Source organism: Actinophytocola sp. (genome assembly GCF_036002505.1).
Taxonomy (GTDB): domain Bacteria; phylum Actinomycetota; class Actinomycetes; order Mycobacteriales; family Pseudonocardiaceae; genus DASYTH01.
Map to the genome: position 1 here is coordinate 1 of NZ_DASYTH010000121.1, position 14,628 is coordinate 14,628.

14 protein-coding genes are annotated in these 14,628 nt (G+C 70.7%); 6 read left to right on the forward strand and 8 right to left on the reverse strand.

Translation table 11 applies throughout. The features are described from left to right. Nucleotides 1-68 precede the first annotated feature (68 nt). From VGR06_RS09870 to VGR06_RS09885, 4 genes are all read right to left on the reverse strand, one after another. Entirely contained in the window at nt 69-500 is a 432-nt protein-coding gene (locus tag VGR06_RS09870; RefSeq protein WP_327558690.1) for a VOC family protein, read from the reverse strand. An 11-nt stretch (nt 501-511) separates the two neighbouring features. After that, the gene (locus tag VGR06_RS09875; RefSeq protein ID WP_327558691.1) at nt 512-2,476 is read right to left on the reverse strand and encodes a VWA domain-containing protein; all 1,965 of its coding nucleotides are present in this window, start codon (nt 2,474-2,476) and stop codon (nt 512-514) included. A 91-nt stretch (nt 2,477-2,567) separates the two neighbouring features. Beyond that, nucleotides 2,568-3,962, reverse strand: coding sequence for an ATP-binding protein (locus VGR06_RS09880; protein WP_327558751.1), 1,395 nt, complete (start codon nt 3,960-3,962; stop codon nt 2,568-2,570). Nucleotides 3,963-4,031: 69 nt separating this feature from the next. Then, nucleotides 4,032-5,252, reverse strand: a complete 1,221-nt coding sequence (locus VGR06_RS09885; protein ID WP_327558692.1) for a low temperature requirement protein A — start codon at nt 5,250-5,252, stop codon at nt 4,032-4,034. Between the two features lie 21 nt (nt 5,253-5,273). Here VGR06_RS09885 and VGR06_RS09890 point away from each other — a divergent pair, with 21 nt between their 5' ends. From VGR06_RS09890 to VGR06_RS09900, 3 genes are read left to right on the forward strand one after another with little or no spacing between them, the layout of a single operon-like run. Then, on the forward strand, nt 5,274-5,771 hold the full coding sequence (locus VGR06_RS09890) for a YcxB family protein (RefSeq protein WP_327558693.1): 498 nt from the start codon (nt 5,274-5,276) through the stop codon (nt 5,769-5,771). 46 nt (nt 5,772-5,817) lie between these two features. After that, nucleotides 5,818-6,609: a hypothetical protein gene (locus tag VGR06_RS09895; protein ID WP_327558694.1), complete on the forward strand. Its 792-nt coding sequence runs from the start codon at nt 5,818-5,820 to the stop codon at nt 6,607-6,609. A gap of 6 nt (nt 6,610-6,615) precedes the next feature. Then, nucleotides 6,616-7,224 carry a hypothetical protein gene (locus tag VGR06_RS09900; protein WP_327558695.1) on the forward strand — a complete coding sequence of 203 codons (609 nt, stop codon included), beginning with the start codon at nt 6,616-6,618 and terminating at the stop codon, nt 7,222-7,224. On the opposite strand, the gene VGR06_RS09905 is transcribed toward VGR06_RS09900, so the two are convergent. Further along, nucleotides 7,133-8,227 carry a ferrochelatase gene (locus VGR06_RS09905; RefSeq protein ID WP_327558696.1) on the reverse strand — a complete coding sequence of 365 codons (1,095 nt, stop codon included), beginning with the start codon at nt 8,225-8,227 and terminating at the stop codon, nt 7,133-7,135. The two genes, VGR06_RS09900 and VGR06_RS09905, sit on opposite strands and share 92 nt — an antisense overlap. Before the next feature lie 271 nt (nt 8,228-8,498). On the opposite strand from VGR06_RS09905, the gene VGR06_RS09910 reads away from it, so the two are divergent. From VGR06_RS09910 to VGR06_RS09920, 3 genes are all read left to right on the forward strand, one after another. After that, nucleotides 8,499-9,725 (forward strand): helix-turn-helix transcriptional regulator, encoded by a 1,227-nt coding sequence (locus tag VGR06_RS09910; RefSeq protein WP_327558697.1) that lies wholly within the window; start codon nt 8,499-8,501, stop codon nt 9,723-9,725. Continuing rightward, the gene (locus VGR06_RS09915; protein WP_327558698.1) at nt 9,679-9,795 is read left to right on the forward strand and encodes a hypothetical protein; all 117 of its coding nucleotides are present in this window, start codon (nt 9,679-9,681) and stop codon (nt 9,793-9,795) included. Before VGR06_RS09910 ends, VGR06_RS09915 begins: the two co-directional genes overlap by 47 nt. A 98-nt stretch (nt 9,796-9,893) precedes the next feature. Next, complete coding sequence (locus VGR06_RS09920; RefSeq protein WP_327558699.1) at nt 9,894-10,295, forward strand: putative Ig domain-containing protein; 402 nt, start codon at nt 9,894-9,896, stop codon at nt 10,293-10,295. Between the two features lie 4 nt (nt 10,296-10,299). Here the strand turns inward: VGR06_RS09920 and fabI are convergent, their stop codons facing one another. From fabI to VGR06_RS09935, 3 genes are all read right to left on the reverse strand, one after another. Then, nucleotides 10,300-11,067 carry an enoyl-ACP reductase FabI gene (gene fabI, locus VGR06_RS09925; RefSeq protein WP_327558700.1) on the reverse strand — a complete coding sequence of 256 codons (768 nt, stop codon included), beginning with the start codon at nt 11,065-11,067 and terminating at the stop codon, nt 10,300-10,302. A gap of 26 nt (nt 11,068-11,093) precedes the next feature. Further along, the gene (gene fabG / locus VGR06_RS09930; protein ID WP_327558701.1) at nt 11,094-11,798 is read right to left on the reverse strand and encodes a 3-oxoacyl-ACP reductase FabG; all 705 of its coding nucleotides are present in this window, start codon (nt 11,796-11,798) and stop codon (nt 11,094-11,096) included. 111 nt (nt 11,799-11,909) lie between these two features. Then, a complete protein-coding gene (locus VGR06_RS09935) occupies nt 11,910-14,543 on the reverse strand; it encodes an ATP-binding protein (protein ID WP_327558702.1) in 2,634 nt (877 codons plus the stop codon). Between the last annotated feature and the right edge of the window lie 85 nt (nt 14,544-14,628).

Here is a 14,628-nt window from a genome sequence, read left to right on the forward strand (position 1 = left end):
TCACCGTGACAAAGGCCCCCTTCATCGCACGACAGCCGAGCCACGTTGAGATGGAGCCGATCCAACTCTCACTGGATGCAGAACTCGTTGCCTTCGGGGTCCTGCATGACCATGCAGCGGCCGGTCGGGTCGTTCGATTCGTAGAGGACCTTGGCGCCTGCGGCCACGAGGCGTTCCGTGTGGACGGTGACGCGGTGCCAGGCCTCCGCCTTGTCCGGGGCGCCGCGGCTGACGTTGAGGTCGAGGTGCACGCGGTTCTTGGCGGTCTTGCCTTCGGGGACCTTCTGGAAGAACAGCCGGGGGCGGGTGCGCTCGGCGTCGACGAGTGCGGCGTAGTCGTACCAGCGGTCCTCGGGCAGGCCGATCTTGGCGGCGAACTCCTGCCAGTTGTCGAAGCCCGGCGGGGGCGGCTCGAGCTGGTAGTCGAGCGCGATGGCCCAGAAGTCGGCCAGCTTCTCGGGGTCGGCCGCGTCGAACGTGACCTGGATGCCGATTGCCATGGTGCGGGACTTTACGGGCCCCGGCGGCGGGTGCGCAGGTAGTCGCTGACGACGGCGGCGCCCAGGCCGTCCAGGTCGGGCGCGACGACCCGGCCGCCGCCGCGTTGGGCGATCAGGTCGACGAACTTGGCGAGGCTGGGGTCGTCGCCGAGTTTGAACACGGTGACCGAGGCGCCGAGGCGGGCCAGGGCGTCCACCTCGGCGATCGTCTTGACCAGGGTGGTGCGGCCCGGCGGGTACTGGAAAACGGCTTCACCGTCGGGTTCCAGGTGCGCGGTGGGTTCTCCGTCGGTCACCACCAGAACCACCGGGCGGGCGTCGGGGTTGCGGCGCAGGTGCCGGCCGGCGAGCAGCAGCGCGTGGTGCAGGTTGGTGCCCTGCTCCCAGACTCCTTCCAGGCCAACGAGTTCCGCCAGCTCCACGGTCCGGGCGTGCCGGCCGAAGGTGATCAGCTGCAGCGCGTCGGTGCGGAACCGGGTGGTGATCAGCTGGTGCAGCGCCAGAGCGGTGCGTTTCATCGGAACCCAGCGGTTGTCCTGCACCATGGACCACGAGGTGTCCACGCACAGGGCGACCGCCGCCCGGGTCCGCTGCTCGGTTTCGGAGATCTCGACGTCCACAACGTCGAGCTGCACCTTGCCGTCCGAAGTGGACGCCGTGCGGAGGACCGCGTTGCGCACCGTGCGGGAGACGTCCCACGGCTCGGTGTCGCCGAACTGCCACGGCCGGGTCGCCCCGGTCAGCTCCCCCGCGGCGCCGGCCAACGCGGTGTCCCGCTCGCCCCGCCGGGACCGCAGCGAGCCGACCACGTCCTTCAGCGCGGTCTGCCCGAGCCGGCGCAACGCCTTGGCGGACAACCGAAGCGAGCCGTCCTCGGCGCGCTCCAGCAGGCCCGCGTTGCGCAGCTCCCGCTCCAGCTCGGCCAGCCGCCGGGCGTCCACCCCGGCCTGGTCACCGAGATGCTGCCGCAGTGACTCGACGTCGATGTCCTCCAGCCGCGCGCCCGGGTAGGACTGCGCGAGCTGCTCGGCCAGGGCGTCCAGCTCGGCCAGCTCCTGCATGGCCGCCGCGCCCTCGCCGAACCCCAGCGGATTCTCCCCGCGGAACCGGGCCGACCCGGTCCAGTCCTCGCCCGGGCGCAGCGCCCGCAGGTTCGCGTCCAAGGTGGCGATCTGCTCCAGCATGCTCGCGTCACCGAAGGCGCTGCCCATCAGCTCGGCGAGCTCCGCGCGCTGCCCGGCGGACATCGAGTTGAGCATCCGCTGGGCCGCGGCGGCGCGGGCGGCCAGCGCGTCGATCAGCTCCTCGGTGTTGCGCGGGTTCTCCGGGAAGAACTCGCCGTGCTGGCGCATGAAATCGGCGAACTGCTGCGTGGTGTCCTCGCCGCGCAGATGCGCCAGCAGCAGATCGTTGAGGTCGGCCATCATCCGGCGGATCCGCTCGACGTCCTCGGGCCGGACCGTCTGCAGCGCCTCCTTCATCCCCTCGAACCGGGACTCCATCAGCTCCCGGCCGAGCAGGTCGCGGATCTTCTCGTAGGCCTCCCGGGCCCGCTCCGAGCGCCAGTCGTAGTCGGCCAGCTCGCGCACCGCCGCCGCGGTGCCCGGGGGCAGCGCGTCCAGCTGCGCTTCCCGGAACCGCGCCTCGTCGTCGGGATCGGGGAACAGCGCCGCGCGCTCGGCCTCCAGCGCCTCGTCCAGCAGCCGGCGCACCTCCTGCAGCGTGCCGTCGAGGTTGTTGCGCCGCTGGATCTCCCGGCGGCGCTGCCAGAGCCGCCGGGTCAGCTCGTCCAGCCCGGTCAGGTCGCCGGTGCCCCGGCGCAGCAGCTCCTCCAGCGCCGAGCGGGGCGAGCTGCCGTCCATCACGTCCCGCCCGATCTCGTCGAGCGCGGCCCGCAGATCCACCGGTGGTGCGAGCGGGTCCGGGCCGTCGTGCCAGGGCCCGTAGGCGTACCGCTCGGCGAAGGACGACGTCACGCCACCACCTCGCAAGCTCGGTGCCGGCGAACCCGGCCGCCTCGTCCCTCGGCGACGGGGCAGTGTCGGTGGTTCGCTCCGCAAGCTCCGCTCACGGCCCGTACACCGTCATGCCGTCGTCGGAGTCCTTGGCCAGCTGGCGGCCCAGGAACAGCGACTCCAGGGCCAGCTCCACGGCCGCGGCGATCCGGCCCGGCGGGTCGCTGGCCGCCACCCCGGCGCGCGCCGCGACGTCGTGCAGCACCGGCAGCTCCGGCAGCGCGGCGAGCACCTCCGCGCCCGGCACCCGCTCCCCGGTGGCCACCAGGTTCCCGTCGGCGACGGCGGCCACCAGCGGTTTGAGGTCCAGCCCGCGGAACCGCTCCCGGGCGGTCTCGGCCACGGCGCGGCGCAGGTAGTGCGCGAGGTGCTCGAGCTCCCGGCCCTCCTCACCGGACTCGAACTCCAGCTTGCCGCGCAGCACCGCGGGCACCGTCTCCAGGTCGATCGGCCGGGCCACCGGCGGGTCCTCACCGGTCAGCGCCGAGCGCCGAAGTGCTGCCGCCGCAACGGTTTCCGCGGCCGCGACGGCGAACCGCGCGGACACCCCGGAGCGCTGGTCGACGGCGCTGGACTCGCGCAGGTGCCGGACGAACCGGGCCAGCACCTCCAGCAGCGGGTCGCCCACCTCGGCCAGCAGGCACGCCTCCTGCCGGACCACGGCCACCTCGGCGGCCACCGACAGCGGGTAGTGCGTGCACACCTCGGCGCCGAACCGGTCCTTCAGCGGCGTGATGATCCGACCGCGGTTGGTGTAGTCCTCCGGGTTCGACGTGGCCACCAGCAACACGTCCAGCGGCAGCCGCAGCGTGTACCCGCGGATCTGGATGTCCCGCTCCTCCATCACGTTCAGCAGCGCCACCTGGATCCGCTCGGCCAGGTCCGGCAGCTCGTTGATCGCCACGATGCCCCGGTGCGCGCGCGGCACGAGTCCGAAGTGGATGGTCTCCGGGTCGCCCAGGGTGCGCCCCGCCGCCACCTTCACCGGGTCCACGTCGCCGATCAGGTCACCCACCGACGTGTCCGGCGTGGCCAGCTTCTCGGCGTACCGCTCGGACCGGTGCCGCCACGCCACCGGCAGCTCATCGCCCAGTTCCGCGGCCCGCCGCCGGGACTCCGGCGTGATCGGCGCCAGCGGGTGCTCACCCAGCTCGGAGCCCTCGATCACCGGCGTCCACTCGTCCAGCAGCCCGACCATCGTGCGCAGCAACCGGGTCTTGCCCTGCCCGCGCTCGCCGAGCAGCACCACGTCGTGCCCGGCCAGCAGCGCCCGTTCCAGCTGCGGCAGCACGGTATGCCCGAAGCCGACAATACCCGGCCACGGGTCCCGACCGGCCCGCAGCGCCGCCAGCAGGTTCTCCCTGATCTCGTCCTTCACCCCGCGCGGCAGGTATCCGGCCGCGCGCAGCTCCCCCGCCGTGCGCGGCAACCCGCCGGGCGGCGTCAACACCCCTGTATCGGTCACGCCCCAACGCTACGTGGCCGCGGCTCAGGTTTCGACGTTGAGCAGCTCCAGCTAGTGCTCCTGGTCATGTTCGGCATGCCGGATCTGGTCCCGGTCGGCCGCGAACCGGACATACTCGAACCCGTTGAGCGCAGCCAGGATCCCGGCCAGCACGGCGAGGCTGACGATGGCCGGCGCGTTCGCCATGAGCGGAACCAGCGCGAGCAGCACGACCGCCACGACCAGCCGCTGCCGCTTGACCGCGCCGTAGGAGCGCCAGGCGAAGCCGACGTGCGCGAGCAGGTAGAGCGCCACGCCGGCGTACATGGCCCACAGCGGCGCCCCGTACAGCTTGTCGGACAGCGTGTGCTGCGCCTCGTCGCCGACGTACTCGAGCTCCTTCTTCAACCCCAGCGCCACCAGGACGATGCCGGCGACCATCGGCAGGTGGAAGTAGGTGTACGCGGTCCGGGCCAGCGCCGCGCGGTGCTCACCCCGGGCCCGGGACAGCGCCCGCTCGGCCAGCAGCGCGGCCACGTCGAAGTACAGCCACCACAGGCTCCCCGCCACGGACAGGCCGAGCACCGCACCCACCACGATCGGCCAGGACACCGGCAGGTTCGCCACCCCGACGCCGATCGCCACCACCGACTCGCCGATGGCCACGATGACGATCAGGCCGTGCCGCTCGGCGAAGTGCTTGGCCGAGTTCAGCCGCCAGCCGCGGGCCCCGATCAGCAGCGTCCAGCCGTAGTCGAACACCACCGCCGCGATCCACAGGCCGAGCTGAGCGTCGCCCGACGTGGTGGCCGCGATGAGCAGCAGGCCGGGCGGCACCAGGCAGCTCGGCGTCCAGAGCAGCAGCTGGTGGCGCAGCCCGGCGTCCTTCTCGCTGACGGCCCAGAACGCGCCCAGGTGGATCAGCCGGAGCAGCAGGTAGCCCACCGCGAACACGGCCGGCCCCCACAGCCCGCCGGCCCAGTCGCCGAACGCCTCCGGCACGGCGAACGCGACCACGAACATCACCGCCATCGCGGCGAACATCCAGATCCGGACGAAGCCCTCGTCCGCCTTGACCACGTTGGCCAGCCATGCGTACCCGGTCCAGATCCACCAGATCACGGCGAACACCAGCATGCCGCGCAGCACCGTGCCGGCGCTGACGCGGTCGGCCATCATCGCGGTGATCTGGGTCAGCGCGAACACGAAGACCAGGTCGAAGAAGAGCTCCAGGGTCGTGGCGGCGCTGGCCTCGCGCTGCATCTCGACCCGGGACCGGCCGGGGTGCGTCATGCGCCTAGTGTCGTTCCCGCCATGAGCAGCGATCAAATCGAGCTCACCTGGGATCCGACCCTCCGCGACTGGCTGAATGGGGTGCGGGCCGGATTCCCGTTCGTCCGGTTCCTGCCGTGGGTCGCCCTCGCGTTCGCACTCGCCGGCGGGGTGCTGCTGGTCCTCGGGCACGTCCGCATGGCGCTGGTCGGGTTCGGCTACGCGGCCGTGATCATCGTGTTGCCGGCGGTCATGGCCTGGATCTCCTTCCGGATGCACCCGGGGGCGAAGACCACGATGACCGGGCGGGTGGACGAGCACTCGCTGCTGATGATGGCCGTCGACGGCACCACCTACAGCGACCTCCCCTGGGAGGTGATCACTGGCTGGGCGGAGACCCGGCGCGGGTTCGTGGTGCGGACCGGGGCCGGCAACGCGATCGCCATCTACACCGTGCCGCACCGCGCGTTCGCCGGACCCGAGCAACACCAACAGTTCCGGGAGCTGGTCGGGCGCCGGGTTGGTCCGGTGGGCAAGTGATCTCCCCATGCACGGGCGGTCACCGACGTCGCGTACCCTCAGCCACGTGTCATCTCCGAGCGCGACGTTCGTGGTGTGGTCGTCGGCGTGGTTGAGCGGGTTCGCCGCGCCCGACGACGTGTTGGACGCCTTGCAGGACTGGGCGGAGCTGCACGAGGTGGTGGCCGCCGACGCGGGCACGGCTGACACTGTGGACATTCCGGAGCGCGGCGGCGAGCCCGGGCATCTGGCCGCGCTGCTCGCCGCGCTCCGTCGCGCCGGGGCGTCCGGTGGCCGGCTGGTGCTCCCGGTGCCGGGCGACGTGCGGGGTCTCGGCCAGTCCAGCAGGTTCGCCGCGGAGGCGCTGCACACCGGTGAGGCCGTGGTGCACGGCGCGCTCGGCGTCGTGCCGGAGCTGGTCGCCGAGAGTGTGCTGCGCTGGACCGTGTTCGACCTCGGCACGCCGCCGGCCGCCGGCGGATCCGTGCAGCTGAGCGAGGCGGAGCACGAGCTGACCGGCGCGATGCGGGTGGCCGCCGGCATGCTCACCGAGCTGGGCGTGGCCAAGCACCGCGCGGGCGTCCGCGAGGAGCTGCGCGACCGGCTGGCGGCGGCGCCCAAGCTCAGCTGGCCGGAGGGCATGCCGCCGCGCGCGCTGCGGGTGCTGCAGCGCGCCACCGAGGTGTCCGCCATCCTCGACCTGGCCGGCGAGGACGAGCCGGGCGGCGCGCTGTCCGCGTCGGCCGCGGCCAAGCGCGCCCAGGCCCTGCGGCCGCTGTTCGACGCGGTCCGGATCGCCCGCTGCGCCGCCATCGACGAGGCGGTGCGCACCCTGTCCAACCAGTCGGGCCGGGTCTGACCGCTGGTGCTCGTCGAGAAGCGCCTGCAGGCGGGCATTCGGGACGGCACCATCACGGTGATGTTCCGCCGCTGGCGGGCACGGCAGGTGACGGCCGGCGAGATCTACCGGACCGCAGCCGGGCGGATCGCCGTGGACGAGGTCCGGGTCGTCGACCCGGCCAAGATCACCAAGAAGGACGCCCGCGCGGCCGGATTCTCCGCACCCGACGAAGCCCGCGCCGATCTCCGCGGTGACCCCGCGGATCCCGTGTACCTGCTCAGGATCCGTCTCGTTGACACCCCGGATCCGCGGGACGAACTCGCCCGCTCCGACCGGTTGACACCGTCCGATGTGGACGAGATAACGGCGCGCCTGGCCCGGTTGGACGCGGCCAGCGGCGAGGGCCCATGGACGGCGGCCACCCTGGCGATCATCGCCGAACGCCCGGAGGTCCGGGCGCCCGACCTCGCCGCCACGCTCGGCCGCGACACCGCACCGTTCAAACTGGACGTTCGCAAGCTCAAGAACCTGGGGCTGACGCTCAGCTTCCCGGTCGGCTACCGGCTGTCCCCGCGGGGCGCGGCCTACCTCGCGGCGGTTCGCAGCAGTCCGCCGCACACGGCGCCCCGTTGACCGTGCGCCCCGCCGCCGCGAAGTCCGACAGCTTCCGGGCCGGCACGCCCGCCGTGTGCTCCTTGATCAACTCAACCACGAGCTCGGCAAACCGCGGGTCCTGACCCGGTGTGGCCGCCCGGGCGAACTCCATGCCAAGCTCTCGCGCCCGCTCCGCCGCTTCCGTGTCGAGGTCCCACACCACCTCGAGGTGATCGCTGACGAACCCGACCGGGCACCCAACCATCGCCGACGTTCCCTTGCCGTGCAACGCTTCCACGTGGTCGACGATGTCCGGCTCCAGCCACGGGACCTGCGGTGGCCCGGACCGCGACTGCCAGACCACGTCGTAGTCCGCCACCCCCACCTCGCCCGCGACCAGCCGCGCCGCCTCCGCCACCTGCCGTGAGTACCGCCGCCGGTCACCCGCCGGCCCGCCCGACTCGTCCGCCGCCACCGGCACCGAGTGCGCCGTGAACACCAACCGGTACTCCGTGAACGCCTTCGCCGCGTCCCGCACGGCGTCCGCGAACGCCCCCACGAACAGCGGATGATCGAAGTACTGCCGCAGTTTCACCAGCTCCGGCGCACCCTCCCCCACCACGGCCCGCGCCCGTGCGATGTCCTCGTCGTACTGCCGGCAGGCCGAGTACCCCCCGTACGCGCTCGTCGCGAACACCAGCGCCCTGGTGACGCCGTCCGCAGCCATCCGCGCGACGGTGTCCTCGATCATGGGATGCCAGTTCCGGTTCCCGAAGTACACCGGCAACTCCAAACCCTGCCGCCGCAGCTCGGCCTCCGTTGCCGCGATCGCCTCCCGGTTCAACCGGTTGATCGGCGACATCCCGCCGAAGGACAGGTAGTGCCGCTCCACCTCGTCCAGCCGCTCCGCCGGCACCCCCCGCCCGCGCGTCACGTTCTCCAGAAACGGCCGCACATCCTCCGGCCGCTCCGGCCCCCCGAACGACAACCACAGCAACGCCTCCGGCCCGTCCACGACCAACCCTTCTTCACAGCCGCCCATGTCATGCACCCGACATGATGTCGCAACGCCCGGCCACGCCCGGAAAGACCCCACCACCCAGGTGTGAAGCGAGTTGTCGGTGGTGCGCGCTATTCGACGCCGAGCACGAAACCGGGATACGCCCTGCCTTGGCCAGAATGGGACCATGCCACGGATGACGGGCTCGGCACCACGTGCCAAGCTGGCACATTGCCGGGTTGATTGATCCGTTGGAGTGGAGTTCGCGCGCGGCGCGGCGGGTTCGGCGGATGGGTCTCCTAGCGTGCTCAGCATGCGAAAGAGGTGGGATTCGGCGTGCTACCGGGAGCTGGGTGCTGAGCTGCGGAAGCACCGCAGGGAGGCGGGTCTGACCGAGGCGAAGCTGGGGCGCCAACTCGGCTGGTCGGCAAGCAAGGTGGCGCGCAGCGAGTTCGGGCAGGTCAAGCTGAGCACCATCGACGTGATCACCTACCTGGCCTTCTGTGGCGTCTACGGCAAGCGCAGCGCCGAGCTGCGCGCCATGTGCCGCGAGGCCGAGGCGACATCCGGGCACTGGCTGCGCCGGCACGAGTCCGGTCTGCCCGACGCGACCCGCGCGCTGATCTACCACGACAGCACCGCGAATGCATCGACGAGCTACGAACCTGAGCTCGTGCCAGGTCTCCTGCAGACCGAGGGCTATATCCGTGTCTTGATGGAGAAACGGTGGCCGGGCTGGGATCCGAAACTGGCGGTGCGCATTCGGAAGACCCGGCAGCGGATCCTGCACGGGCCGGATCCGGCCCGTTTCAACTTCTTCGTGCATGAAAACGCGCTCCAGCTGGCTGTTGGCGACGCCACGATCATGCACGAGCAGTTGCTCGCATTGCTGCTGCTCGACGGCCTGCCGCAGGCAGGGCCGTTTCAAGATCGTTTGAGCAGCGCCTCAGGTGGTGCTACCCGAGGCCGTTGGCGTGCCGGTGGTGCTGGAGCCGCGCGACACCTCAGTGTCCACTGTGGAGTGGGTGCGACGAATGCGTCCTTTCTCACGCCGAGCGTGAGGAAAGCGTCCTTCGTCGCACGACTTCGGAGCCACTGGAATACCTGGCGTCACCACAGTCCCATCAGCAACAGCAGCCACTCGGGTGATCTTGAAACAGCCGTGCTGCCGCAGGTGGCCCTCCGGGTCGTACCAGCCGGCGCCCTAGCCACAGTTGGCGGGCCGTTTGTGCTCTTCGAGTACACGAACCACGAACCACTGGTGTACCTGGAAGCCATGACGTGCGGGCTGTTCCTCGAAGACAGTGAGTACGTCGAGGATTACCGCAACCTCGTCTCGATTATCGCGGATGTTGCCCTGGGTGAGGGACACTCTCGGGAGTACCTTGCCGCACTGGCAAGCGACTACGACCGAGAGGGAGTCGACTCCGATGCCCACGACGGCGTGGAGGAAAAGCAGCTACAGCGACAGTCCCACGGGGAACTGCGTCGAGGTGGCCATCGGCCCCGTCGCGGTCGTCCGGGTCTCCAAGAGCGCTGAGGGGCCCGTGCTGACGTTCGATGTGCCGGCCTGGCATGAGTTGATCTCACGATGCCGGCGGAGCGGCTGAACACCGGCTCCGCGTCCCGGCGCAGTCGGGTAGGCCGAAGGCCGCAATTGTCCCCGGGGCCGTATCGCACACTGTGACTTCTCCACGACGATGCGGTCATGGGAATCCTTCACATACCGGGGATCCGGCGAGTTGTCAGCTTCTGGGTGGTCGCCGCCGCGGCGGTCATTCTGGCCACGGTCCCGGCGGCGCCGGCCACCGCGGCGGAATCGGTGGTCACCTCGGTGATCGTCATCAACCCGGGCGGTCGGAGCTTCGCCGACACCGAAGAGATCAGGATCCAGATGACCGCGCAGGGCGGCACCCTGCCCTACACGTGGTCCGCGACCGGACTCAGCGGCAGCAAGCTGAGCATCAACCCGTCGACCGGCCTCATCTCCGGGCCGCTGCTCAACTGGGTCGGCAGCTGGACCGTCACCGTCACGGCGACGGCCGCGGCCGGCGGCTCCGGCAGCACGACATTCGGCATCAGCGTGTTCCGGGAGTGCCGCACCTGCTGACCTGCTACATGCCGAGGGCGTGGACGCCGCCGTCGACCCAGACCATGGAGCCGGTGGTGGCGGGGAGCCAGTCCGAAAGAAGGGCGCAGACGGAGCGGGCGACCGGGGTCGCGTCGGACGTGTCCCAGCCGAGCGGGGCGCGTTCGCCCCAGGCGTCGCGGAGCATGGTGAAGCCGGGGATCGACTTCGCCGCCATGGTGCCCAGCGGGCCGGCGGCGACGAGGTTGACCCGGATGCCTTTGGGGCCGAGCTCGCGGGCGAGGTAGCGGGTGGTCGACTCGAGGGCGGCCTTGGCGACGCCCATCCAGTTGTAGGCGGGCCAGGCCATCCGGGCGTCGAAGTCCATGCCGACGATGGAGCCGCCGCCCTTCAGCAGTGGCAGGCAGGCGACCGCGAGCGACTTCAGCGAGTACGCCGAGACGTGCACGGCGGTGGCCACGTCGTCCCAGGGCGCGTCCAGGAAGTCCTCGCCGAGGCAGGACGGCGGCGCGTAGGCGATCGAGTGCAGCACCCCGTCCAGACCGTCCACATGCGACCCGACGGCGTCCGCGAGCCCGTCGAGGTGCTCCTGCTGGGTCACGTCCAGCTCCAGCACCGGCGGCGTCTCCGGCAGCCGCGCGGCGATCCGCTCGACCAGGCTCATCCGGCCGAACCCGGTGAGCACGACGGTGGCACCCTCCTCCTGCGCGATCTTCGCGGCGTGGAACGCGATGGACGAGTCGGTGATCACGCCGGTGATGAGCAGACGCTTGCCCTCGAGCAGTCCCGCCACGATGGTCCTCCCGCTGATCTCGCTGGTCAGTGCCCCATGCCCAAGCCGCCGTCGACGGGCAGCACAGCTCCGCTGATGTACCCGGCGGCGTCCGAGGCGAGGAAGGTTACCGCGGCCGCCACCTCGTCCACCTCGCCATACCGCCCGGCCGGCACCGACTGCAGAATGATCCCCTTGCGCTCCTCCGACACGGCGTCGGACATGTCGGTACTGACGAACCCCGGCGCCACCACGTTCGCCGTGATGTTCCGCGACCCCAGCTCCCGCGTGATCGACCGCGCGATCCCGATCAACCCAGCCTTGCTCGCCGCATAGTTCACCTGCCCCGGCGACCCCATCATCCCCGTCACCGACGAGATGAAGATCATCCGCCCCCACCGCGCCCTGAGCATCCCCCGCGTAGCCCGCTTCGCCACCCGGTACGCCCCAGTCAGGTTGGCATCCACCACCCGGGTGAACTGCTCCTCCCCCATCCGCATCAACAACGTGTCATCGGTGATCCCGGCATTCGACACCAACACCTCCACCGCCCCATGCGCGTCCTCCACCTCCCTGAAGGCGGCATCCACCTGCCCGGCATCAGTGACATCGCACCGCACTCCGAACATCCCCTCAGGCGCCCCCGACCCCCGATGCGTCACCGCGACCTTGTCCCCCTGCGCCGCGAAAGCCCGAGCAATCGCCAACCCGATCCCCCGGTTACCACCCGTGACCAGCACAGATCGTCCCACGCACGCACTCCTCGCCTCACCGCTCCCCCTGCCCCGTGAGGTTAACCCGCCTCTTCGCCCACCCCCTGCACCGGGTTCAACAGCTGTGGTATTCGTCGACGATCCACAAGATCATTCGCTGCACGAACCGTCCAGCGCGTCCAGTTGCCGCAGGACGTGCTCGGCGTCGGCGCCGCGGTGCTGGACCTCATACAGCCGTAGGGCCTGCCGCCACGCCGCGCGGGCTTCGTCGTGCCGGCCGAGCGCGCAGTGCGGCTGACCGATGCCGTCGAGGATCTCGGCCTCCTTGTACACGTTGCCCTGCTCACGGCGCAGAGTGAGGGCCTCCTGGTAGTAGTCGATGGCGTCGGTGTGCCGGCCGGTGTGGTGCGCGACGTAGGCCAGGGTGTTCAGCGCGGCCGCCACCCCATTCCGGTAGCCACGCTCGCGGTGCGCGGCAAGAGCGGCTTCGCTGTTGGCGCGGGCTTGGTCGTAATGACCCAGTCGGGCGGCATACCAGGCAACCGCGTTGAGTGCTTCGGTTTCCCGCATCCGATTGTCAAGGGTTTGCAGGCAGTGCAGGGCGCGGGTGGCGTGCTTCAGCGCCCGCTCATCATCACCTTGTCGCCCGGCGGCGACTGCGAGCATCCGATGAGTGTGCGCCTCGAGTCGTTGGTCACCGACATGTTCGGCCAGGGTGAGGGCCCGGTGAAGGTGATCCAATGCGTCGCCGTGGCGGCTCGTCAGGGCGTACGCCCGGCCGAGATGGTGGTGGGCGCGGGCGCGGTCACGATCACCGAGGTGCATGGCGGCAGCAAGCCCGGACCGCCAGGCGGCGACCTCGTCGTGGAAATGTCCCCGGCGACTATGGAAGGTGAACAAGGACCAAGCCAGCTGCCACACGGCCTGGTGCCAGCCGTGTGCGGCGGCGACCTGCTGGGCGGCCAGCACTCCGGGTTGCTCGGCTTCGAACCACGCCAGGGCCGCCGCGTAGTCGGGCAACGAATCGGGCCGGCAGCCGGGCGCCGGCGGATGGAGTTGGATCACCGGGCGGTCCGGATCGAGCAACATCTCGCCGGTGTAGGCAGTGTGCAGGTAGAAATCCACCAGCCGCCGCAGCGCCGGCATCTGGTCAACCCCAGCGTGGTCGGCGGCGAAGCGGCGGATCAGGTCGTGCACCCGGTAGCGACCGCCGGTGTCCTGCCCGAGCAGGGATACCTGGTCCAGCCCACGAAGCACCGCCCTGGTCCGGGGGATGGACCAGCCGGTGAGGCTGGCGGCCGCGGGCAGGCCGATGTCCGGTCCGGGAGCGATCCCGAGCAGTCCGAACGCCCGAGCCTGGTCGGCGGTGAGCGCGCGAACCGACCACGACAGCACTGCCGGCAGGCTGGCGGTCGGGTCGTCGTCGTCCAGCGCGTCCAGCCCAACTTCGCGCAGCTCCGCGGCGAACGTGTCGAGCGGCAGGTGAGAGTGGGTGCGGGCGCGGCCGGCGACGATGCTCAACGCCAGCGGCAGCCCGCCGCAGTAGGCGACCAACTCGTCGACCGCGGTGGGTTCGGCCGCCACGCGGTCCGCGCCAAGCCTGGCGGAGAGCAGGGCGCGGGCCTCCGCGTCGGTGAGGATGTCGACCCGGAGGTGGTGGGCGCCGAGCGCGGTGATGAGCCCCGGCAGGTGATTGCGGCTGGTGACCAGCACTGTTGTGGTGGAGCTGCCCGGCAGCAGCGGGGCCACCTGCGCGGCGTCGACGGCGTTGTCCAACACGATCAGCATCCGCTTGCCGGCTACCAGACTGCGGAAGAGCGCCGCCTGGGAGTGCAGGTCGACCGGGATGTGGGCGGTGTCGACGCCGAAGGCCTCGAGGAATCCGCGGACAGCGATCTCGGGCGGCATGGGCGTGTTGTCCGCGCTGAAACCCCGCAGGTCGACGAACATCTGACCGTCGGGGAAACGGTCGAGGTGCTCGTGCGCCCACCGCAGGGCCAACCAGGTCTTGCCCATGCCGCCGGCTCCGGCGATCGCGGTGATCACCACCGTGCCTCCCGCTCCGGCCGGGGCGTTCACGGCAGCGGTCAGGATGGCGAGCTCATCGGTACGACCGATGAACCGGCCCGGCGCAGCCGGCAACTGATGCGGCACCGGTCCCGCCGGTGGTTCGGCCGTCAGCCGCGTGGGGTCGGGCGGGTACGGATGATCGGGCAGGCCGACCCATGCCGTGGTCACGGTCTCCTTCACCGCGACCGTGGCGGGGAGGAACGACGCCGGATCGATATGCACACAATGCCGGATCACCTCCTCGAAGAACCACCCCGAGGCGATCACCGCCAGCACGCCTGGCGATTCGGCGAGCGCGGTCTTCACCGCAGGGGCGTCGAGGAGCCGGAATGCCAGGTTGACCGATGCCGCCGTCACGCCGTGCTCATCGTAGGCGACCTCGCCGGCGTGCAGCGCCATCCGCAACCGGATCCGTTCTTCCGCGCCATGCGTGGTGTTGTGCTCATGGAGCTTCTCGGCCAAGGCCCGCGGCAGGACCTCTGCAAACGGCGCCTTGGGCAGCTGGGCCGGGGCCAGAATGAACACGCCGTCGCCGCGGTCCTCGTGGTCGCAATCCGCCCAGGAGATACCGGCGGCGTCGAATGCCCGCCGCACGGCGCTGTACAGACCCTCCCGGACCGCAACCTGATGATGATTGGTGCGGTGTCGATCCCCGAACCCCTCGACATCCACCAGAATGATCGTGCGGTGAACAGCTGCCCGCGGGCGTTCCATACTGCCAATTATCGGGTTGGGGCAATGCCTGTCTCAGTCTCGGTAGCCGCGCACGAAGTGGGAACTCGCGTGCTGGAACCGGGGA